22 protein-coding genes are annotated in these 18,324 nt (G+C 42.6%); 14 read left to right on the top strand and 8 right to left on the bottom strand.

Annotated elements, in window-relative coordinates:
• Positions 1 to 48 precede the first annotated feature (48 nt).
• From LLW17_RS16900 to LLW17_RS16855, 10 genes are all read left to right on the top strand, one after another.
• Positions 49 to 336, top strand: a complete 288-nt coding sequence (locus LLW17_RS16900) for a hypothetical protein (RefSeq protein ID WP_228231470.1) — start codon at positions 49 to 51, stop codon at positions 334 to 336.
• Between the two features lie 11 nt (positions 337 to 347).
• Positions 348 to 632: a hypothetical protein gene (locus LLW17_RS16895; protein ID WP_228231469.1), complete on the top strand. Its 285-nt coding sequence runs from the start codon at positions 348 to 350 to the stop codon at positions 630 to 632.
• A complete protein-coding gene (locus LLW17_RS16890) occupies positions 619 to 3,048 on the top strand; it encodes a TraG family conjugative transposon ATPase (protein WP_228231468.1) in 2,430 nt (809 codons plus the stop codon). The genes LLW17_RS16895 and LLW17_RS16890 overlap by 14 nt, the downstream gene beginning before the upstream one ends.
• A gap of 115 nt (positions 3,049 to 3,163) precedes the next feature.
• On the top strand, positions 3,164 to 3,667 hold the full coding sequence (locus LLW17_RS16885) for a conjugal transfer protein (RefSeq protein WP_434084793.1): 504 nt from the start codon (positions 3,164 to 3,166) through the stop codon (positions 3,665 to 3,667).
• Between the two features lie 2 nt (positions 3,668 to 3,669).
• The gene (locus LLW17_RS16880; protein ID WP_228231466.1) at positions 3,670 to 4,512 is read left to right on the top strand and encodes a hypothetical protein; all 843 of its coding nucleotides are present in this window, start codon (positions 3,670 to 3,672) and stop codon (positions 4,510 to 4,512) included.
• Between the two features lie 10 nt (positions 4,513 to 4,522).
• A complete protein-coding gene (locus LLW17_RS16875; protein WP_228231465.1) occupies positions 4,523 to 5,140 on the top strand; it encodes a conjugal transfer protein TraK in 618 nt (205 codons plus the stop codon).
• Between the two features lie 17 nt (positions 5,141 to 5,157).
• Entirely contained in the window at positions 5,158 to 6,087 is a 930-nt protein-coding gene (traM, locus tag LLW17_RS16870) for a conjugative transposon protein TraM (protein ID WP_228231464.1), read from the top strand.
• An 11-nt stretch (positions 6,088 to 6,098) separates the two neighbouring features.
• Positions 6,099 to 6,947 (top strand): DUF4138 domain-containing protein, encoded by an 849-nt coding sequence (locus tag LLW17_RS16865; protein WP_228231463.1) that lies wholly within the window; start codon positions 6,099 to 6,101, stop codon positions 6,945 to 6,947.
• 6 nt (positions 6,948 to 6,953) lie between these two features.
• Positions 6,954 to 7,319: a nuclear transport factor 2 family protein gene (locus LLW17_RS16860; RefSeq protein WP_228231462.1), complete on the top strand. Its 366-nt coding sequence runs from the start codon at positions 6,954 to 6,956 to the stop codon at positions 7,317 to 7,319.
• Positions 7,320 to 7,585: 266 nt separating this feature from the next.
• Positions 7,586 to 7,759, top strand: coding sequence for a hypothetical protein (locus LLW17_RS16855; protein WP_228231461.1), 174 nt, complete (start codon positions 7,586 to 7,588; stop codon positions 7,757 to 7,759).
• Here the strand turns inward: LLW17_RS16855 and LLW17_RS16850 are convergent.
• The 8 genes from LLW17_RS16850 to LLW17_RS16815 form a co-directional block, all read right to left on the bottom strand.
• Complete coding sequence (locus LLW17_RS16850) at positions 7,756 to 9,324, bottom strand: type IV secretory system conjugative DNA transfer family protein (protein ID WP_228231460.1); 1,569 nt, start codon at positions 9,322 to 9,324, stop codon at positions 7,756 to 7,758. The genes LLW17_RS16855 and LLW17_RS16850 overlap by 4 nt on opposite strands.
• Positions 9,325 to 9,332: 8 nt before the next feature.
• Complete coding sequence (gene mobB / locus LLW17_RS16845) at positions 9,333 to 10,364, bottom strand: MobB family relaxase (RefSeq protein WP_228231459.1); 1,032 nt, start codon at positions 10,362 to 10,364, stop codon at positions 9,333 to 9,335.
• An 11-nt stretch (positions 10,365 to 10,375) separates the two neighbouring features.
• On the bottom strand, positions 10,376 to 10,747 hold the full coding sequence (locus LLW17_RS16840) for a BfmA/BtgA family mobilization protein (protein ID WP_228231458.1): 372 nt from the start codon (positions 10,745 to 10,747) through the stop codon (positions 10,376 to 10,378).
• A gap of 440 nt (positions 10,748 to 11,187) precedes the next feature.
• Positions 11,188 to 11,385 carry a hypothetical protein gene (locus tag LLW17_RS16835; RefSeq protein ID WP_228231457.1) on the bottom strand — a complete coding sequence of 66 codons (198 nt, stop codon included), beginning with the start codon at positions 11,383 to 11,385 and terminating at the stop codon, positions 11,188 to 11,190.
• An 11-nt stretch (positions 11,386 to 11,396) separates the two neighbouring features.
• Positions 11,397 to 11,846, bottom strand: coding sequence for a JAB domain-containing protein (locus LLW17_RS16830; protein WP_228231456.1), 450 nt, complete (start codon positions 11,844 to 11,846; stop codon positions 11,397 to 11,399).
• A 10-nt stretch (positions 11,847 to 11,856) separates the two neighbouring features.
• A complete protein-coding gene (locus tag LLW17_RS16825) occupies positions 11,857 to 12,237 on the bottom strand; it encodes a DUF6876 family protein (RefSeq protein ID WP_228231455.1) in 381 nt (126 codons plus the stop codon).
• A gap of 73 nt (positions 12,238 to 12,310) precedes the next feature.
• On the bottom strand, positions 12,311 to 12,649 hold the full coding sequence (locus LLW17_RS16820; RefSeq protein ID WP_228231454.1) for a single-stranded DNA-binding protein: 339 nt from the start codon (positions 12,647 to 12,649) through the stop codon (positions 12,311 to 12,313).
• A gap of 769 nt (positions 12,650 to 13,418) precedes the next feature.
• Complete coding sequence (locus LLW17_RS16815) at positions 13,419 to 14,255, bottom strand: DUF932 domain-containing protein (RefSeq protein ID WP_228231453.1); 837 nt, start codon at positions 14,253 to 14,255, stop codon at positions 13,419 to 13,421.
• 271 nt (positions 14,256 to 14,526) lie between these two features.
• Between LLW17_RS16815 and LLW17_RS16810 the strand changes: the two genes are divergently transcribed.
• From LLW17_RS16810 to LLW17_RS16795, 4 genes are all read left to right on the top strand, one after another.
• Positions 14,527 to 15,594, top strand: coding sequence for a sensor histidine kinase (locus tag LLW17_RS16810; protein WP_228231452.1), 1,068 nt, complete (start codon positions 14,527 to 14,529; stop codon positions 15,592 to 15,594).
• The gene (locus tag LLW17_RS16805) at positions 15,591 to 16,268 is read left to right on the top strand and encodes a response regulator (RefSeq protein ID WP_228231451.1); all 678 of its coding nucleotides are present in this window, start codon (positions 15,591 to 15,593) and stop codon (positions 16,266 to 16,268) included. Before LLW17_RS16810 ends, LLW17_RS16805 begins: the two co-directional genes overlap by 4 nt.
• Before the next feature lie 180 nt (positions 16,269 to 16,448).
• On the top strand, positions 16,449 to 16,772 hold the full coding sequence (locus LLW17_RS16800) for a hypothetical protein (RefSeq protein ID WP_228231450.1): 324 nt from the start codon (positions 16,449 to 16,451) through the stop codon (positions 16,770 to 16,772).
• Positions 16,753 to 18,315 (top strand): TrkH family potassium uptake protein, encoded by a 1,563-nt coding sequence (locus tag LLW17_RS16795; protein ID WP_228231449.1) that lies wholly within the window; start codon positions 16,753 to 16,755, stop codon positions 18,313 to 18,315. Before LLW17_RS16800 ends, LLW17_RS16795 begins: the two co-directional genes overlap by 20 nt.
• Positions 18,316 to 18,324 lie beyond the last annotated feature (9 nt).

The raw sequence follows: 18,324 nt of genomic DNA, 5'->3' as shown, positions 1-18,324 counted from the left end.
TAGGTAATTTTCTTCTCATTGATTTCCAATCTTTTAAATCTTAGAATTATGAAAAAATCAAACGCTTTATTCGCCAGTATGGCTTTGCTATCTACTCCCCTATTTGCCCAAATAGGTGGTATTGAAGATTCGGTAAACGATGTTTCCGATACCATACGCACCGTATTCCCCATTCTCCTGGGCGTTATTTTCCTGGTGGGATTTCTGTTTAATGCCGGGCATTTCTTTGGAGAGAATGCCGACTTAAAAAAGGGCATCACCCGCGTACTGGTATTTGTACTTATAGCCGGGGGCGTGGTGGGAATCTTCACGTACCTCATAGACATCGTTGTCTAAATCGGTATCCAATGAAGAGCTACGCGGTCTATAGAAACATCCGGAAACGGGCGGTCATCTTCGGGCTGCCGGTTTCCCTGTTTGCGGTTCAAATGTGCGCGCTTATCGCCTCCTTGCTGATCGTCATCTTCTCCTTCAGCATGCTGACCATCTTGGTTGCTTTAGTAATCAATGTCCTGCTTTACGTCTGTTTATCCCGACTACAAGGTCTGATGCAGTTTCTGCAGTTCGCCAGCGCCTTTCCAAGTCTCATCAGTACCAAACAAAACACCGGTATTTCTTATGATCACGATTAAAAACAAAAACTTCCATCCCATAGCAGCTACCAGCGATCACCTGATGTTTTGCAGTAACGGGAATGTGGTGTTGGGCTACCGGCTCGATCTGCCGGAGATCTATTCCCTTTCTGAAAAGGATTTTGAAGAATTGCATTCAGGCTGGTTTCAGGCCTTTAAAACGCTGCCTGTCGGGACGCTGATCCATAAACAGGATTACTATCACAACACCGCCTTTGATGCTTCCTCCCTGCCGGATAAATCCTTTCTGGGAAAGGCTACCCAAAGCTATTTCCAAAATCGGGAATATACCGCGCATACCAGCTACCTGTTTTTTGTGCTAACCCATAAATCCAATACCCATGCAACCTACACCAATCCCTTCCGCAAGATCCTCAAAAACCTACCGAACACTCTGGATGATGCTGTACGCCATTTTACGGGAGCTGTTGAAGATGCTGTTAGCTTCCTCAATTCGGGTAAAAAAATCAAACTGAATCCTCTAAATGCAGACGACTTCCAGAAGCTAACCCATACCTATTTCAACGGCTTTAATGATTGTCTGAATACCGATATCCTGTTGGATAAAAACCGCATCAGCATTGGTAAACACCGCTTTGAGGTACTGGCTGTAAATAGTGAGCTGTGCTTTGGAGAGCAGGTAAAAACCAGCAGTATTGACGAACGCTTTACGGCTGATGATTTTCAATTTCATAAGGGATTTATAGACGGACTCGGACTCACCCTTAGTGAAAACCACGTCGTCAATCAAATCCTGATTCTGGATGACAAGCATAAGTGGCGTAAAATACTGGATAAGAAAGTTGAAGAACTCAGCAAGAGTTCCAACTTTGGTTCTCAGAATCGGGTGGTGCTGAAAAAGATTCAGGAGATCCTGGAACAGATCAATACCGATGAGAGCTCTCGGGTGATCCGCGGACAGCTGAGTGTGCTGTATTGGGCAGAGAGCCAAAAGCAACTGGATGCCATTGGGGCGAAAATCAAAACCGAATTCAAGGAGCTGGATATTGTTCCCTACTATCCCATAGGCGAAGCCAGAAAAAACTACTTCCTAAATTCCTGGTTCGGATTCGCTTCCCATTTTTCAGATGAAGACCTGTACGTTACCGATCTGAAGCACGCGCTGTGTCTGATGCTGAATAGCACCAATTACAAGACCGACCCTAAAGGCATCCTCTTTAACGACCGCCAATATAATATTCCGGTACTTAAAGATGTTTGGGATGAATCTAAAAAGCGCATCAAGGCCCGTAACTTTGCCATCTTTGCACCCACCGGAGAAGGTAAATCCTTTCTGGCCAATAACATCCTGCGGCAGTTTTACGAAGAAGGGGTGCGTCTGGTAATTATAGATCTGGGAGGCTCGTATACCAAATTTGCCAAACTCTATCCTGATGAACACATCATCCTGCGTTATGAGGCCGGGAAGAATCTGGGGATTAATCCATTTTATACCCCTGAAGGTGAAATCCCTTCTGCAGAACGTCTGGAAGATCTTACCGTATTTCTTTTTGAACTCTACCATACCGAAGGCAGGCAGGCTAAAGCCCAATCGGTTTCCCTAAAAAAAATACTTACCGCTTATTACAGAGCTAACCCATCTCAGCACTCGCTCAACGGATTCTACGACTTTGTTTTTAGCAATCGAAAAGACCTGCTGGCGCAACTTAAAATCCATCCCGACTACTTCGATATTCAGGCGTTCCTGCACGTGATGTCGGAGTATGTTGGCGATGGTCTATACAGCTACCTGTTTGAAGTAGACGAAGATCAGACCTATACCCTGGAAGATAAGCGTATGATCATCTTTGAGCTGGACGAAGTCAAAGACAATAAGGAAATCCTTTCGGTAATGCTGAAGCTTATTAAAACTGCCATACAGCGCACCATCTGGAAAAACAAGGCCGAACGGGGAATTATCCTTTTTGATGAGTTTGCCAAGCAGCTCAAGTTTGACAATGTACTGGAGAGCGTCGAGTTTTACTATCAGGCGATCCGTAAACAAAACGGGGCGATTGGTATCATTCTGCAATCCATCAACCAACTGCCGGGCAACGCAACTTCAGCAAGTATTTTGGAAAACACGCAGGTGATTTACAGCCTGAATAATGAAAAAGGCTATGACGAACTCGCCCGCAGGCTTAACCTTTCGAGTCACGATCTCAATCAATTAAAATCCATCCGCAACAAGCTTAGCGGCTCCCGAAAGTACACCGAGATTTTTATCAAGATTGGTAAGGAGAGTAACATTTTCCGTCTGGAAGTTCCCCCTGAAGTTTATGCCGCCTACCTCACAGACGGCAGTGAAAATGAAGCCATCCTAAGCCTTTATGAGCAAACTCAGGATATGGAAGCGGCCATCAAACAATTCATAAGTCCGTCACGACCGGCCCAGACTGAAATACAAAAACAATAACCTTTTAATTCATACCACCATGAAAACACACCTCACACGTCACATCAGGAAACTAGTCCTGGGATTAGGCCTAATCACAGTCCTATTAACGCCTGCAGGCGCTGCCTGCCAGGGGATGCCGGTTTATGATAATACCAATTTTGTAAGTCTGGTTAAGTCTTTATTGGAATCAGCCAAACAAACCACCCAACTCCTTAAAACGGTGGAATTTCTGAAACAACAAAAAGAAAATCTGGAAAAGGTAAACAATGTGGTCAAGCAGCTCAAAGCCGTTAAGAAAATCGGGAAAAACAATGCCCGTCTTATTCAGGTGATGCGACAGGACTTGCGGGAAATTCTCAGCTCTCCCTATATCAAACCCGATGAAGTAGTACGCATCACGGAAGCATTCAATCAGTTTATAGACAACTCGCTGGAGGCGATGGACTTTATAGACGAGATCCTCTCCAGTAACTACTTAAAAATGTCTGATGCAGACCGCGCGGAAATCTTAAAAGAAAAAGAAGCGGAGTCTAAAGAAATGGTGGCTACGATCAATTTAAAGACCAAACGCTATAAGGAGATCATCGCTTTTCGGAAACTGCAGGATAAAATCAATAACCGCGAAACCGGATTCTAAAGATGGCTGCGCTTGTGATTTTAGGAATCGGTTTGGAGTATGTAGATACCATTTTTGACACCATCATCGCCAGTCCGGTAGCCCAGTATACCATAACCGGAATGAAAACCCTGGCGGTGCTGTTCTTTCTGGTAAACATCCTGAAAAAATACAATGAAGGTATTGCAGACCGCTACGGTTACACCTGGGGACTGAGTCCGGGCGAACTGGCTAAGAATTTTGCAGTGGTACTGGTGGCAGTCTTTTCCACTCAAATTCTGGGTTTCTTTGACGGTATTCTGGTCGCCATAGAATCGCAGTATCGCGATACCGCCCCTGCCCTATTACCGCTACAGATGCAGGAAATCCCCATTGAAGAGGAAGTAGGCATGTACGAAGGGATGAAAGCCGCAATGGCGCTGCTTTACGAGGCCCTGGTTACCCCTTTGTTTGGTTTTAAAATCTTCGCGTTTATCGGGGGTATTATCTTGTGGATTCTGGATTTATTTATCTACCCGTTGTTCCTTGCCGAGCGCTTCTTCCTGCTGGGCATCATGCAGGCCTTTTTTCCACTGATTATCAGTCTGGCGGTATTTGAGAAATTCCGCTCTTTGGCTTACGGATTCTTTAAACTCTATGCTGCAGTCTATATGCTGGTACCGGCATTCTTTCTGGTCAATGTATTTATCAATGCGATTTACACGGAGATCAACGAACACTTCTGGCACAATCTGTTTGGAAGCGATTACGGGCAGGAGTTTTTTGCCCCGGTAGTACAGTTGGGCTCTATAGGTTTTATCGTTTTTCTAAAATTCAAGCTCTACCGCCGGGCCATCTCGTTTACCCTTCGCTTATTCACGGCTTAAACCAAGTACTATGAAAACACCTTATTCCTCCATGTATTCCACCTTAAAGACCAACCGGCTCATCGTTTGGCTGGTCGTTTTATGCGCAACACTATCCAGTATGTTTTCGGGCTGGATGGCATATAGCATTTATCAGGAATCCCTTCAAAATGCTTTTGCAATCAGCACTACCGGAGAAGTTATTCCCCTAAAGCTGGTTGATCAAAACGAAAATCTGGAGGTGGAAGCTCTTGCGCATCTCGAATTATTTCACGCGTATTTCTACGATATCGATGCCAGCAATTACGATACAAATCTGGAGAAAGCATTGTGGCTAGGTAACAATTCAGTTGACAATATTTACCGCCAAAAAAAGACTGAAGGGGTTTATAATCGACTGATTCAGTACTCACTGGTGCAAAACGTATTAGGCATGGAATCGAAGGTTGATTTAAATGCCTACCCCTATGCGTTTCAAACCACTTTGGTTTTTGAAATCAATCGGGGCAGCATCACCGACACTTACGAACTCATCACAACCGGCAAACTCATACAGGTAGACCGCAATTTTCCGCATAATCCTCACGGATTGTTGATTACCGATTTCTTTGAAAAAAGCCTGCGCAAAATTGATGCGGTAAGCAGGTAAACCTAAAAACCAAGACTATGAAAATCCAAAAAAACAAACTCGTCTTTGCCTCGATTATCGCGGTGATCATTATGTTTTTAGTCTCTTATACGATGATGCTGGCCAACCGCGATCAGGAGCCCCAACTTCTAAAAGAAACCCAGGTTCCCGAACTGGAAGTAGATCCGGAGATCTACCGGTCTAAACTGGATGCAATTAATGCGCTAAAAGAAGAACGGAAGAGCACGGCTCCCAGTGTGTATAACGAACTCCTGATGGATTCGCTTGGCTATTTTGATCCTGAATATCCGGAGAACCAAAAGCAACGCATCATCGACAGCATCTATGCATCGGCACGCATCAACTACGATACGGATACCTACTCCGAGCCTGACGATAAAGAAGAACCACGTTCCTATCCTCAAACGGATTCAAAACTGGATTCTCTGGAGCGCATCCAAACCCGCAAAGTTGAAGTTCAGGAACTGGGACTGGAGCATCAGCTGTTCTTTGCAGCCCGACCTCAATTAGTTTCAAATCCGGCTATAGCCCGCGAAATTATTCCGGTTGTAGTGGATGGGGATCAGGTGGTTAAGGCCAACAGCCGCCTGCGCCTGCGAACAACGGAGGCAACGGTTCATCAGGGCAGAACGATTCCTAAGAACACTCATGTGTTTGGCTTTGTAAGCTTTCAGCCCAACCGGGTGAAGATCCGTATTGAGAGTATTGCCCAGCAACCGGTAGACCTGGAGGCTTTTGATCTAGAGGATTCACAGGAAGGTATTTATGTGGAAAACAACTTTCGGGCTGAGGCCACACGGGAAGTGCTGGACGATTTAATGCAGGAAGTTAATATCCCGGGTGTTCCTCAAGTAGGCGGGATCGGTCAGATCCTGCGCCGGGGAAACCGTACGGTTAAAGTCACCGTGCTCAATAATTATAAAATGTTGCTTAAACCAGCTAACTAAATCTGTATCCTATGAAAAATCTAGTCTACGTTTCCGTTTGGATGGTATTGTTAACCTGCTTCAATGCGAAAGGGCAAAACCAGAATGCTATACAATTAGACACCATCTACGCCAATGATTACACAAATGTGGCGCTGTTCTTTCCGGAACCCATCAGACAGGGAATCGTGGGTTCGTCAGATTATGTATTCAGTTTCAACCGGGATACAGCCCAGCATTTAGGCCTCTTACAGGCCAAACCCGGGAAGCCCAGTAATTTGTTGGTCATCAGCACTTCGGGTTCTGTTTTTACCTTTATTGTGATGTATAAAGAATCGCTAGATACGTTTACCTATTTTATTCAGAACCAGGAACGTATTGGTTTTGAAACCCCAAATGATAATGACCCGATACCAGGTTCTGAAGAACTAGAAACTTCTTCAGAACCTGCCCCTTTCCCCTTCGACAGGTATGCTGAATACCTATTAAAAAGAAACCAAAAAATTAGTGGATTAAAAACCCGGAATCAGGGAATTATCCTGAGCGTCGAAAACATCGTTTTTCACAAGGATGCCCTGTATTTTGTCTTGGAATTGGAGAATCGATCCGGTCTGGATTATGATTTCAATTACCTGAACCTGTCCACCCAAACCCGTTTAAAAGGAAAACGCAAGTCCGTGCAAAAACTGCTCAAAGAACCGCTATATACCCACGGGGTTCCCGATAAGATCAAAGCGGGAGAGCTCAGGCGCTTTGTCTATGTGGTACCCAAATTTTCCCTAAGCAGGGATCGGAGGCTTATTGTAGACCTAAGCGAAGCTCACGGCGAGCGCGAACTTCAACTCAAAATCAATCCACGCTTTATAAACTATCCAAACTAACATACTATGAAAACAATTTATGTAATGCTCTGGATAGGCCTGTTCGCAGCCTGTTCCAATCCGAAAAGTAAAAGCCCGGAAGAAGTCACCCAATTGGTCCTGGAAAGCTTTTATGCACAGGATAACGAACAACTACAAACCTATACCACCCAAACCGGGTATCAGGGTCTTAAGCAAATACAAAATTTCTTTATAGAGACTTCCGAAACAGAAATGGATTTTAAGGTAGTACACCAAACTCAGAATGGAGATACCGCCTGGGTACAGTTTAACATCAACTATTTAGATAGACCGGAAACCTTTAAACTCATAAGAGAAGATGGTCAATGGAAAGTCACGGAAAAAGGGCTTCGGGAGAAGAGTCCTTTTTAACTTAATTTGCAAATGAAAAGATAACCACCGGTCTATCTTAATAGCAATATACTTCGATTAGCATAGATTTAAGATGTGGCGTATTCACACATTTTCAAGACTTAACAGATTCCTTTTGTAAATACTCAAAAATCCTACCCTACCACTTGTCTGCTTTTTTAAAAAAGAAGTAATTTTGGACAGAATCCTATAAAGCGGAAAATGTCCGAACTTAAAAAACAATGCATCCTGGTTCCTTTTTATATAATACCTAAACCCGTATCAAAATGACCAATTCTCAGAAGATACATATTCGCATTGAAGAGTTACGCAAAAAGGCGTTGGAACTTCATAAAACGGGTTTTGAAGATACTGAATTCAAGCAACGCCATCAATCCTTGCAAGATCAGATTTTAGGACTTGAAATGGCTCTGGAAATCCTCGAACGATCAAATGATTAACTCCTGAATCGCCGTAAAATTTCCCAATGAACGCGTTTGAAGTTGGTTTCATAATCTTCCTCTGAAGAGCGTTTTTCGGCTTGAGGAAGCTGTCTTTTAATTTTATCCAGCTTAAATTGTACTTTACGGTCGATGCCATCCGCATAGGTAATAAACTCTCCCTGCTTTAACCGAAAAAACACATCAGCACGCACTTTAGAAACCTCCCGCTCCCCGGTAGTAACACGGGTATCAAAATCCAGCGAATAACCCTTACTCACACTTTTAGTAGGATTTTTGATAATTTCAAAAAAGCGTTCGTAGTATTTAGCGGTATCGGGATCGTTGACCTTTCCAAAAAACTGATAGGACAGATTGGCCAGAATGGCCCGGCTAGCCTTATCTCCATACATCATATCGTTTTGAACCTTATCCTGCATCACATAAATGGTAGCCACATCATAGCTTCGGAGAGTTGCGGGAATGCGGTGCATATTGAGGAGCCGAATGGTGGGAGCTTCTTCCATCATCAAAAAAGAAGATTGCTGCTCCCGTACACTCATTTGTTTAATTGCGGTATGCAGAATGGTCGCGATTACGGGCGAATAAGCCGATTCGTACTTGGGGTTATTGACAACACTGATCACAGCAGGATTTTCGGGACTGTTTAGATTTAGCGGCACTTCATCTGCAGAAAGCGCCATAAAAATACGTTTGGTACTGATGCGTTTCAGGGCATTTGCCAGGGTGCTCATCACTCCGGCCGTTTGCTTTTCAGAATCCATCCCGCTTATAAAAGCGCTGGCCATAATTCGGGAAGTCCGGTTTTCAGAAAGCCAAAGTACCAGTTGTTTGGTATCCAGATACTGATAGAGCGCAATCATATGTGGCAGTGTACACAGATTTGGCAAATCCTCCTTTAAACGCCAGATCATGCCGCATAAAAGTCCTTCGGCCGCATCATTAAAAAATTTAGAAGATCCCGTCACTACCTGTTCTTTTTGTTCCAGAAGATTTTCCAGTAATACACGAGCCACTTCATTGACGCTTTCTTCGTTTGGTAAATAGCGTGGAGCAATAGGATTCACCTTATGGATGACGTCATCGAAAGCTATTGTATAGAACGGGATGTCCGACTTTTGGAAAAGCGGATAAGCAATCTCGGTAAGTTCAAAGTTTTTGTAATCGTGTATGATGCCACAAAACTGATGCTTTTGAAAATGCTTTAGGAATTGATAGACCACACTTTCGGTTTTCCCGCTACCGGCAGAAGCAATTACCGATGCTCCCCGTTTGATATTTTCAATCTGGAAGCGCTTATTATGTGTTGTAAAATGAACCTGATATTTCGAGCGGGTATTCTGATTAAGTGTTGGAATAAATACTTCGATACAGGTTCCCAGAAAAAACAGCGGACAGGTATAGCACAACAGGATTAAATACCAATCGGTATATAAGGTCAAAAGCGCTGAAGAGCAGCCTAAAACCAAAAGTCCAAATATCCAGGCAAGGCTAAAGAATCGCTTCGCCAAACCGTACAGTGCTAATAAGGCGAGCTCTACAAGTATCAATTTAGGGATCTCCATGGTAAAACTTATATACTGATGGAACTTGATTTCACAGCAATGCCCACTCCCCTTTTCAGGGCATTAAAGGCTTTGTATGCCAGCTGCACCTGATTGACCGGAACAGTTGGTGGCAATTTAATTCCGGCTTCCCGCATCAGTTTAAATGCGGCAGTACGCTCGGGATTGGGTAGCTTAAGGAGGTTTTTGTAAAACTGGGTGGTATCTTTTACAAAATCCCTGCGTGAGGTATATTGCTCGATAAAGTTACGCTCGTAGTTGAAGAGCCTGTCAAAGGTCTTTTCAGCCTGACTGAAAAAATAATCCCGATCAAAACCACGCTTGATCTGCTTCCCGTTAAACTCCACCTCTGATGCCTTGTACTTACTTCCCGGAGACAAACTGATCGAATTCGACTGATCCTTTCTGCTTACGATTATGTGGATATGACTTTGAGGCCCGGGCTTTTCCATACCCTGAACAATGCGCTTGCCGTTAAGTTGATGGGGTGCCTCCTGTTCCAGACGTCTGATTTTATCCTGTAGCGCCTGAAGGTTACCCGTGGTGGTGCCGGTCTGAATGCGATAGACTTCATCCTTCAGGGCTTGAATTTTAGAAGCTATGGGCTGATTGGCAATTACTTCGCGATCTGTTCCTTTAAAACGGCGGGTAAGCTCAATTTTCGCAAAGTACTTGATATCCTCCACTCGTATGGGCCTGCCGTTGATCTCCCGATTAAAGGCTTTGACATAGTCGTGCATTAATTCCCGGGTGTAGCGCCTGAGTGCTTCGGAGTTATTGGAAAGTTGTTGGAGTTCACGCCTGGACGGATTAACGGTGATAGAATAAAACCGGGGTTCACTGCGCTTAAGTTTTGCGGTGTTGGAATCAATTTCCGCCACTACCCGATCCGGTTTGATATCATTCTCCGTTTGGTTGAAGAAATACTCAAAATTCTCCAGTGTACGATCTTCGTTTTCTTTTTCTAAATAGCTGACAAAATCACTGGAACTCTGATTGAAATGCGTTCCTAATTTCTGAGGTGTGATGGTGATGTACATAGTGCTCGCATTTAAAAATCCTTTCCATCCCAATCTTCAAACCGCGCATCATCCAGTTCATCTTCCCGTTTAACAATCAAAGGCCTTTCTTCCGGCGTTTCCGTCTGGGTGAATAGCGCTTCGAGCATAGCCTGAGTGGGTTTGGTTTGGTTCTTTTCCACGTCCTTGATAATCGCAATGACCGCATTGATGCGTTTCAGGAGTTTGGCTTCCAGGGTTCGTCCGGTAGGACCTAACTGTTCTTTGGGAGAAATCTCATTATACAGGAAAAAGTCGAGCATAGTCTCCATCGCTTCCGTGTGCGTTTTGAAGTGTTTGCGGGAGAATTCCTGAAATCGTTTTGCTGTTGTTTTCTTAAATCGAATGCCTAAAAATGGGTCCATAATTCGCTGATTTGTCGCAAATTCTTCCCATTAAACAGGCGCTTTGAAGGCATTTGTCGCAAATTATTGAGAATCAACATATTGAATAGATTTTAAACCGCTGATTTTCAATGTATTAAAAACAAAAAGGAATCCGTAACAGCGCGCAGCGTGTTATCCTCTTGCTATTCCTTTTCGTTCGCCGCAGGCGAACGAAAATCCCTACAATTTGGTTGCCAGATTATCATCTGCAACCCTTGCTTTTCTCTGGAAAAATTTCCGAAATGTTAGTATTTGCTGGGTAGGTTTATCAGCGAAAGTCAAAAATGGATACCCCTACTTTTAAAATGTGTGCTGTTTTTCAGCCTTTTAAATATACGTTATTTTGTGAATTTTCAGAATCTCAAAAACAAAAAAACGCCCCGTTTTATGGAGCGTTTGTAGATTTCCGTTTTGAGTTTTTATATTTTAAATACATAGCTATAGGAATATAAATTCCGCATCGCTTCTTCATCCAGCATCTGGTCAATAGGGGTATGATGTTTTAAAGCGTAATTCATCAGCTCCCTGCCGTATTTCTTCTTGACGTCTTCCTTTGATTTAGCCAAAAGTCGCTCTTGTGCTTCCTCACTTAAATCGGTAAAATTGAGATAAATCATGGTTCTGAATTTTAAAAAATTCCTTCATCCGCAAAACTGAAATATTTACCTGATGGGGTTAAAATGATGTGATCTAAAACTTTGATGTCCAGAAACTCCCCTGCGCTTTTGATTTTACTTGTAATGCTTTTATCGGCTTCACTGGGTTTTAGGGTTCCGCTGGGGTGGTTGTGGGTCAGGATCATCCCCACCGCCAAAGATTTCAGCGCAACCGCAAATATCAATCGTACATCTACCAGCGTTCCGGTTATTCCGCCCTGCGAAACCTGAAATACTCCTTTGATCTGGTTGCTGTTATTGAGCAATACGATTTTAAAGCATTCAAAAGTGGCGATATCGTCTTTATCCCAGTTCTTATAGATAGCCTCTGCAGCCTGTATCGAAGAACTGATTTTAATCCAGTCTGTAGCTTTCTGTTTGGTGGAATACCGAAGCTTGATTTCGTTGAGTTGTGTTTGCATAACGATCGGCTTAATATTCGTTGGGTAGCATAAGGGTATCGTCTACAAAAAACAGGCGCAGTTCATCTAAAGGAAAATCAGTTAGGTCATACTGCTGTTCAAACAAGGTAATTCCGTTTCCTTCTCCATAGGTGATTACCGCTTCTTTGTGGGTTCGTTTTTGATCTTCTTCATCGTACCGCTTAAACACAGCCACAATAAATCTGTGCTTGGCTCTAAAGCGTTTAACGACTGCTGCGATATCGGTAAGCATCCAGTAGCAGGCTGCCTGCTCCGCCAGATAGTGCACCCCTTCGGTATATTTATAATTAAACAGCGGTAAGGTGTAGTACACGGCACTTCCGCTAAATTGCTGCAGCTCTTGGGCTAAATTGATATTTGAATTTTCCATGGTGATACGAATTAAGAATTAGTAAAAGGTTGGGCACTGTTTCAATCAACAGCGCCCAAGCCTTTAAACTGGTTTAAGATTTGCTGCCCATTAAAAGGATTTCGGAAGCTTCGATTTCGGTTACATAGCGGGTTACCCCTTCTTTGTCCTCATAACTGCGGGATTTGAGTTTTCCGCTTAAGGCCAGTTCTTTACCTTTAACTACATAGTTCTCAATGAGGTCTGCGGTTTTACCCCAGGCGACAACGGTGTGCCACTCGGTAGTCTGTACTTTTTCGCCTTTATCCTTTTTATAGAATTCATTGGTGGCGAGGGAAAAGCGTGCGACTTTCCGGCCGCTTTCCAGATTGGTGATGGTTGGCTCCTGACCAACGTTTCCGATTAACTGTACATGGTTTCTTAAAGTTCCCATAATTGAAAGGGTTTAAATGCCTGTAAAAGGCGGTTACTAATTCCCTTTTCCATTTAAGCGTTCCCGATTTAAGGAACTGAACTTAAATTTTAAGGGGTGTTTGTTTGCCTTCTTACGTGCGTAGCACAATGGATGAGGTGGGTTTTGTCAGGGCTTTCCGGGAACAAATCAGGAGTGTCTGCGACGTAGTAAATCCTCCCTGTGACAGGGATGGATTTCAAGGAAGTAGAAACCTTATTTTTCTTGGAAACTCTGTATAGCCTTGACAAGTTCCATAAGAGCCTTAGCAATTCTTTTAAAGCCGGATGAAAAGCGAGCGTACGGGAAGTTAAGTGAGCGGAGCAGTCGGGTTTAATTTAGAATTGGTTAGGTTCTGCCTGTTTTTCGCTGTCCCGAAAAACAAGCAAGGCCTTAGCCATTAGAAACCCCTTAAAATGACCAAGACGGCACCTGGTTTTTCAGGATTTGCGAGCAGGAGCCAAGAAGATCCTGCCGCAAAATCCGATTAAGAAAATTAGGATGCCGGCTTTCCTATTCCAAAAAAAGCGGACGTATCTGTTTTTTGTGAAAGAATGAAATGCACCCAAAAGCGCAGCGAGTGGGTAAATGCAATGAAGGAATCAAAACAACAGATGGGTCCAAGACTTCGAGTGAAGCTCTTTTACCGTAATGGAGCCTGGCGGAATGGAGGGAAATGGGGTGAGCGAATGGGTAACCAAATATTGATATGAATCCAGTTTTTTAAAGGAACTGGAAAACCTTTACCTATTTACACCATTTCGTAAATACTATCAAATAGCTTTTTATCTAATCGCTCCTGTTGCCCAAAACTCTTTTTTAAGATGCTGTGCAAAACCGAATTAAAGGCATTATATCCCAACCATAAGTTTGGAGTTTCCTTTAACACCAAGGCTTCATAGTCCAAAATTTCTAATACTGTCCTCGATTTCTTTGACGGATTACTATTGGTATCACTGCATTCGTATCGAAAGAGTTTGGTTTGATCTAAAACAGTTTTAACGAACTCATGAGTATCTATGATTTCCAAATCCATCATCTTATGAAACTTTTGAGTTATCGTGTAAAATTCATTATCCAAAAACCGTTGGAAGAGATTTGTCAGACTGGGCATAATAAGATCTGTATTGTTTTTACTATGCTTTATTGAAAACTCGATTTCAGCTTGTGAAACATGCAATCCATTCGAGCATATTTGACGGTAAAACCCAAAATGACCCGAAGTCTTTTCACTACCATCATAGGAATTCTTGAAGCGAAGCATCGGTAGAATAATGTCTGCCTCATTTTTAATGGTAAATTGACTCGAGTCATCAATGATAAAATCAGTAATAAAAGACCGGTCGTTTTTGTTGATCGTTCGTTTTATAAACCTAAGGCCGGCATCACTAAGCATACTTTCTGCTTGGCCAAAGAATACCTGATTTGAGATGTGACCATAACTGTTTGAAACCACATTAACGATTTTACCATTTGAAATAACGGCATTTTCCAGACCCCTTCGAGATTCCATCTGGGTCAAACCTTTAAGGGATGTAAGTTCATTAGAAACAAAAATCTCATCCTGCTGCAAATTTTGTAAATACATAGCTTATGAATTTAGATTAAACAATATTTGAGCATTGAATCAAACGGAAGACAAAATTTTGAAGTGGAAAGGAAACGGAATAAAAAAGGGCGGCGTAGCAACCTGGCTTTATGCCGTCCCTTTTCCGTAAAAATTTTGCGAGTTTAACTTTCGGGAATATTGATATTATTAAATATCACTCAGATTATATTTAGTATTAGAAATTTATTTAAGTCTTAGCTTTTTATAAAATCTTTACAATTTTGGTTATAACTTCCGAAAAATTATTAAGATGAGCTTTAAAAGCTTTACGATATCGAATCAATATGTGTTGAGTGCACTGCTCATTACCACGGCCACACTAGCCTCAAAACTTTCCATCGAATATATTGGATATCAGGGAGCCGCGCTCATCTACCTTTTGGTAGTATCAATCAGTGCCATGTTATTTGATATTTGGCCGGTTTTGATCACTGCTTTGATCAGTGCCATTATTCTCAACTTTTTTTTCATCACGCCACTCTATACTTTCAAAATAGTAAGTCCGGAAGATGTACTTATGTTTTTTATGTACCTAATACTGGCCCTAGTAAATACGGTTTTAACTTACAAAATCAGAGATTACAATCGTAAAAAACGGGATGAAGAAGAAAAGAATAAAACAATTAATCTGTACAACATACTTTTAAACTCGCTTTCTCACGAACTGCGTACGCCCATAGCTACGATTATTGGTTCAATAGATACACTACAGGATCAGGGAGATAAACTTCATAAAATACACCAAACCGAGTTATTCGGTGAAATTGCCACAGCCAGTCTACGCCTCAACAGACAGGTTGAAAATTTACTTAACATGAGCAGACTTGAAGCTGGAATTTTAAAACCTTCCTTTGACTGGTTTGATATCAACGAGCTTATTTTTAAGGTGATCAATCAAAATCAGGAACTGAATTCTAATCACCACATTGCTTTTAGTCCTGAAAAAATGGATCTGGTATGGACAGACGGCGGCTTTCTGGAAACCATTCTTCAAAATCTAGTTTACAATGCCCTGCAACACACTCCCAGGCAGACGACCATTTTAATCGATACCCGAATAAATTCAAATCTCCTGGAAATTGAAGTTTCAGATAATGGTCCTGGCTTTCCCGCAGAACGTATCCCTCAGGTATTTGATAAATTCTATAAATTAAGCAGTAGATCTACGGGGGGTACCGGTTTGGGCTTATCTATTGCTAAAGGATTTACCGAAGCCCTGGCGGGCTCCATAAAATTAGTCAATAAAAAAACAGGAGGAGCGCTTTTTACTATTCAGCTACCAGTCAAGACGATCTCATTTAACGAATTAGGAGCATGAACAAAGTATCGATTCTGGTCATTGATGACGAGCCGCAAATTCGAAAGTTATTACAGATCAATCTGGAAAGCAATGATTATAAAGTGTTACAGGCTTCTACCGGCAAGGAAGGAATACTCCTCGCAGCAAGTCATTTGCCTGATCTTATTCTGCTCGATATAGGCTTACCAGATCTTACAGGCCACGAGGTTCTGGCAGAATTGAGACAGTGGTATGCTAAACCTATACTTATACTCTCCGTCATTGATAGTGAAAAAGATATTGTTTCTGCACTTGATAACGGTGCCACAGACTACCTTACCAAACCTTTTAGAACGGGAGAGTTACTTGCCCGTATTCGGGCTGCAATACGCAGAAGCCAGCTTGTAGAAAATGCTTCTGTGGTTTATGCTAAAGATCTCGAGATAGACTTGGTAGCACGGGTGGTCAAGCGCAAGGATGAGATTGTCAAGCTTACCGCTACGGAATACAACTTACTAGCCCTTTTCGCCAAAAATGAAAGCAAAGTACTTACCCATCAATACATTTTAAAGGAAGTGTGGGGCTATGGTTATCAAAATGAAACACACTACCTGAGGGTATTTGTAGGTACTTTACGTAAAAAAATTGAAGAAAACCCTAATAATCCGCAGCACCTAATAACGGAAAGCGGAGTGGGTTACCGGTTCCAGTAGTCTTTATAAAATCTTTATGCGCTGAGGGATTCCTTTGATTTTATACATATGACTTTCAGCTCAACTTTGTACTGTCTAAGAAATCTGGCAATACGAAGTTTCGGTTGATGTACCTATAGTTCCCTTTCACATCGACTTTTCTTAAGCCGAAGATTTCTTTATCAGATCGATTCATCAATTATGGATAAAGAAAACGCCCATATTATAGTCGCAGTATTGTTTCACCTGAAAGCGATTCAGGTTGCAGGTCATTCTCTAAAGAATGCTGCTTTCACAGATCTGGCTGAACTCCATTCCCACTTAGAAGAATCGGTTGCAGCGATCCTGGCAAGCGCAACTGAAACCGAAGCGCAAAGCAACTTTCAACAATTGGCCACACAGGTAAACCATATGCTTAAGGAGCTAAATCAGCTTCAAAAATTAGCTGATCCTTTAAAGCACATTCAACTTCTGCTAAAACCATACGACTTAAATACAGGAACTTATGTACAAAACAATAGCTAAGCAAATAGCAAGCCTTTTAATCATTTTGGGTGGCGTGATGCTCGTGCCGTGTATAGTGGCACTTATTTATGAAGAATGGTATGCGCTACTGGGTTTTGCCGTGTCTGGTATATTCACTTCCTCACTGGGGTACTTCGCGCATAAATTGCTAAACACAGCGCAGGAGCCTCAATATCAGCAATCATTAATAATTGCCGCACTGGGCTGGCTCAGTATAATAATTGTAGGAGCTATACCCTATTTTGTTATCGCGCAGATAAGCCCAATTGCCACTATGCAGGAATTTATTCCTGCCGGGGTATCTTATGTAGAGTCCAGCCTGCTCAATTTCAGAAATATACTGCACTGTATTTTTGAAAGCACCAGCGCCTTCACTACGACCGGGCTAACCATGGCTTATCACGAACCCTCCATAGGAAAATCACTGTTGTTCTACCGTAGTTTTTCGCAATGGGTGGGCGGCGCCGGATTTATCGTTATGGCTCTGGCGGTTTTTAAACATATTCCGGGTCAGTCAGCCATCTTACTTTACGGTTCTGAAGCCAGCGGTACTAAATTAAAAACCAACGTCATACAAACCGCTCGCTCCATCTGGAAAGTATACTTCATTGTTACGCTGATTATGTTTCTCTACCTCACAGCCGGCACGCTATTGATTTTGCCTGAATATCCTGTAGGTGAAACCCTCTTTGATGCGATAAATCACGCAATGGCAGGGCAGTCAACCGGCGGATTCAGTACTCTTGATGACAGCATCGCGGGGTATCAGTCAAAACGAATGGAAGCTCTCTTTTTACTCCCGATGTTGCTGGGCGGTCTCTCTATACCCTTTTTATACCGCTTCATCATTCTAAAAAAGTTTAGTGAAGTATGGAACGATATTCAGACACGGGCGATACTTATCGCTTCGGTTGCAGGTGGAATCCTGCTCTCGGTATTGCTTATGCTTGAAGGTGAGATTACAGATCCCATTAGAGAAGGTGTTTTTCAATTTATTAGTGCCCTATCCACCACAGGCTGGCAAACCTCTAATATTGGTGGCTGGGGTGATCTTTCCATACTCTTTATAATTGCTGGTGCTATGATTGTGGGCGGTTCGGCGGGAGGTACTGTTGGGGGTATCAAAATCATCAGAGCCCTGCTCCTGCAAAAAGGATTGCGCTGGCATATCAATAAAATTTTTCTTTCCACAAATACAATCAAAAGCGTCCGGTTTAACAATCGCAATCTGATGCCGGCTCAGATGAATCAGGAACTGGCACGTGCGGGCATTTTTACCTTGATCTATCTCCTGTTTCTTTTGGGTTCAGCAATGCTCACCGTTTATTATATGAGTACCGATTTTACACTGGCTGACGCACTTTTTGAAGCAGCATCTGCCCAGGGAACCGTTGGGCTTTCCACAGGTATAACAGACCCTGCTATGTCACCTGTTTTAGAAACGGTATACATCCTTCAGATGTGGTCTGGCAGAATTGAGATCATACCCGTGCTGGTGCTGGTGCGCATTCTTTTTTATGGAACGAAATCACGTAAACTTTAATTTTAAATA

This window comes from Leeuwenhoekiella parthenopeia (genome assembly GCF_020782115.1).
In the GTDB taxonomy this organism is placed as follows: domain Bacteria; phylum Bacteroidota; class Bacteroidia; order Flavobacteriales; family Flavobacteriaceae; genus Leeuwenhoekiella; species Leeuwenhoekiella parthenopeia.
This window is presented reverse-complemented; position numbering and strand designations above follow the sequence as displayed.

Excerpts from the sequence above, each read along its gene's own strand:
- LLW17_RS16900 (WP_228231470.1), top strand. The coding sequence starts at position 49 with ATGAAAAAATCAAACGCTTTATTCGCCAGTATGGCTTTGCTATCTACT.
- LLW17_RS16895 (WP_228231469.1), top strand. The coding sequence starts at position 348 with ATGAAGAGCTACGCGGTCTATAGAAACATCCGGAAACGGGCGGTCATC.
- LLW17_RS16890 (WP_228231468.1), top strand. The coding sequence starts at position 619 with ATGATCACGATTAAAAACAAAAACTTCCATCCCATAGCAGCTACCAGC.
- LLW17_RS16885 (WP_434084793.1), top strand. The coding sequence starts at position 3,164 with ATGCCGGTTTATGATAATACCAATTTTGTAAGTCTGGTTAAGTCTTTA.
- LLW17_RS16880 (WP_228231466.1), top strand. The coding sequence starts at position 3,670 with ATGGCTGCGCTTGTGATTTTAGGAATCGGTTTGGAGTATGTAGATACC.
- LLW17_RS16875 (WP_228231465.1), top strand. The coding sequence starts at position 4,523 with ATGAAAACACCTTATTCCTCCATGTATTCCACCTTAAAGACCAACCGG.
- traM (WP_228231464.1), top strand. The coding sequence starts at position 5,158 with ATGAAAATCCAAAAAAACAAACTCGTCTTTGCCTCGATTATCGCGGTG.
- LLW17_RS16865 (WP_228231463.1), top strand. The coding sequence starts at position 6,099 with ATGAAAAATCTAGTCTACGTTTCCGTTTGGATGGTATTGTTAACCTGC.
- LLW17_RS16860 (WP_228231462.1), top strand. The coding sequence starts at position 6,954 with ATGAAAACAATTTATGTAATGCTCTGGATAGGCCTGTTCGCAGCCTGT.
- LLW17_RS16855 (WP_228231461.1), top strand. The coding sequence starts at position 7,586 with ATGACCAATTCTCAGAAGATACATATTCGCATTGAAGAGTTACGCAAA.
- LLW17_RS16850 (WP_228231460.1), bottom strand. The coding sequence starts at position 9,324 with ATGGAGATCCCTAAATTGATACTTGTAGAGCTCGCCTTATTAGCACTG.
- mobB (WP_228231459.1), bottom strand. The coding sequence starts at position 10,364 with ATGTACATCACCATCACACCTCAGAAATTAGGAACGCATTTCAATCAG.
- LLW17_RS16840 (WP_228231458.1), bottom strand. The coding sequence starts at position 10,747 with ATGGACCCATTTTTAGGCATTCGATTTAAGAAAACAACAGCAAAACGA.
- LLW17_RS16835 (WP_228231457.1), bottom strand. The coding sequence starts at position 11,385 with ATGATTTATCTCAATTTTACCGATTTAAGTGAGGAAGCACAAGAGCGA.
- LLW17_RS16830 (WP_228231456.1), bottom strand. The coding sequence starts at position 11,846 with ATGCAAACACAACTCAACGAAATCAAGCTTCGGTATTCCACCAAACAG.
- LLW17_RS16825 (WP_228231455.1), bottom strand. The coding sequence starts at position 12,237 with ATGGAAAATTCAAATATCAATTTAGCCCAAGAGCTGCAGCAATTTAGC.
- LLW17_RS16820 (WP_228231454.1), bottom strand. The coding sequence starts at position 12,649 with ATGGGAACTTTAAGAAACCATGTACAGTTAATCGGAAACGTTGGTCAG.
- LLW17_RS16815 (WP_228231453.1), bottom strand. The coding sequence starts at position 14,255 with ATGTATTTACAAAATTTGCAGCAGGATGAGATTTTTGTTTCTAATGAA.
- LLW17_RS16810 (WP_228231452.1), top strand. The coding sequence starts at position 14,527 with ATGAGCTTTAAAAGCTTTACGATATCGAATCAATATGTGTTGAGTGCA.
- LLW17_RS16805 (WP_228231451.1), top strand. The coding sequence starts at position 15,591 with ATGAACAAAGTATCGATTCTGGTCATTGATGACGAGCCGCAAATTCGA.
- LLW17_RS16800 (WP_228231450.1), top strand. The coding sequence starts at position 16,449 with ATGGATAAAGAAAACGCCCATATTATAGTCGCAGTATTGTTTCACCTG.
- LLW17_RS16795 (WP_228231449.1), top strand. The coding sequence starts at position 16,753 with ATGTACAAAACAATAGCTAAGCAAATAGCAAGCCTTTTAATCATTTTG.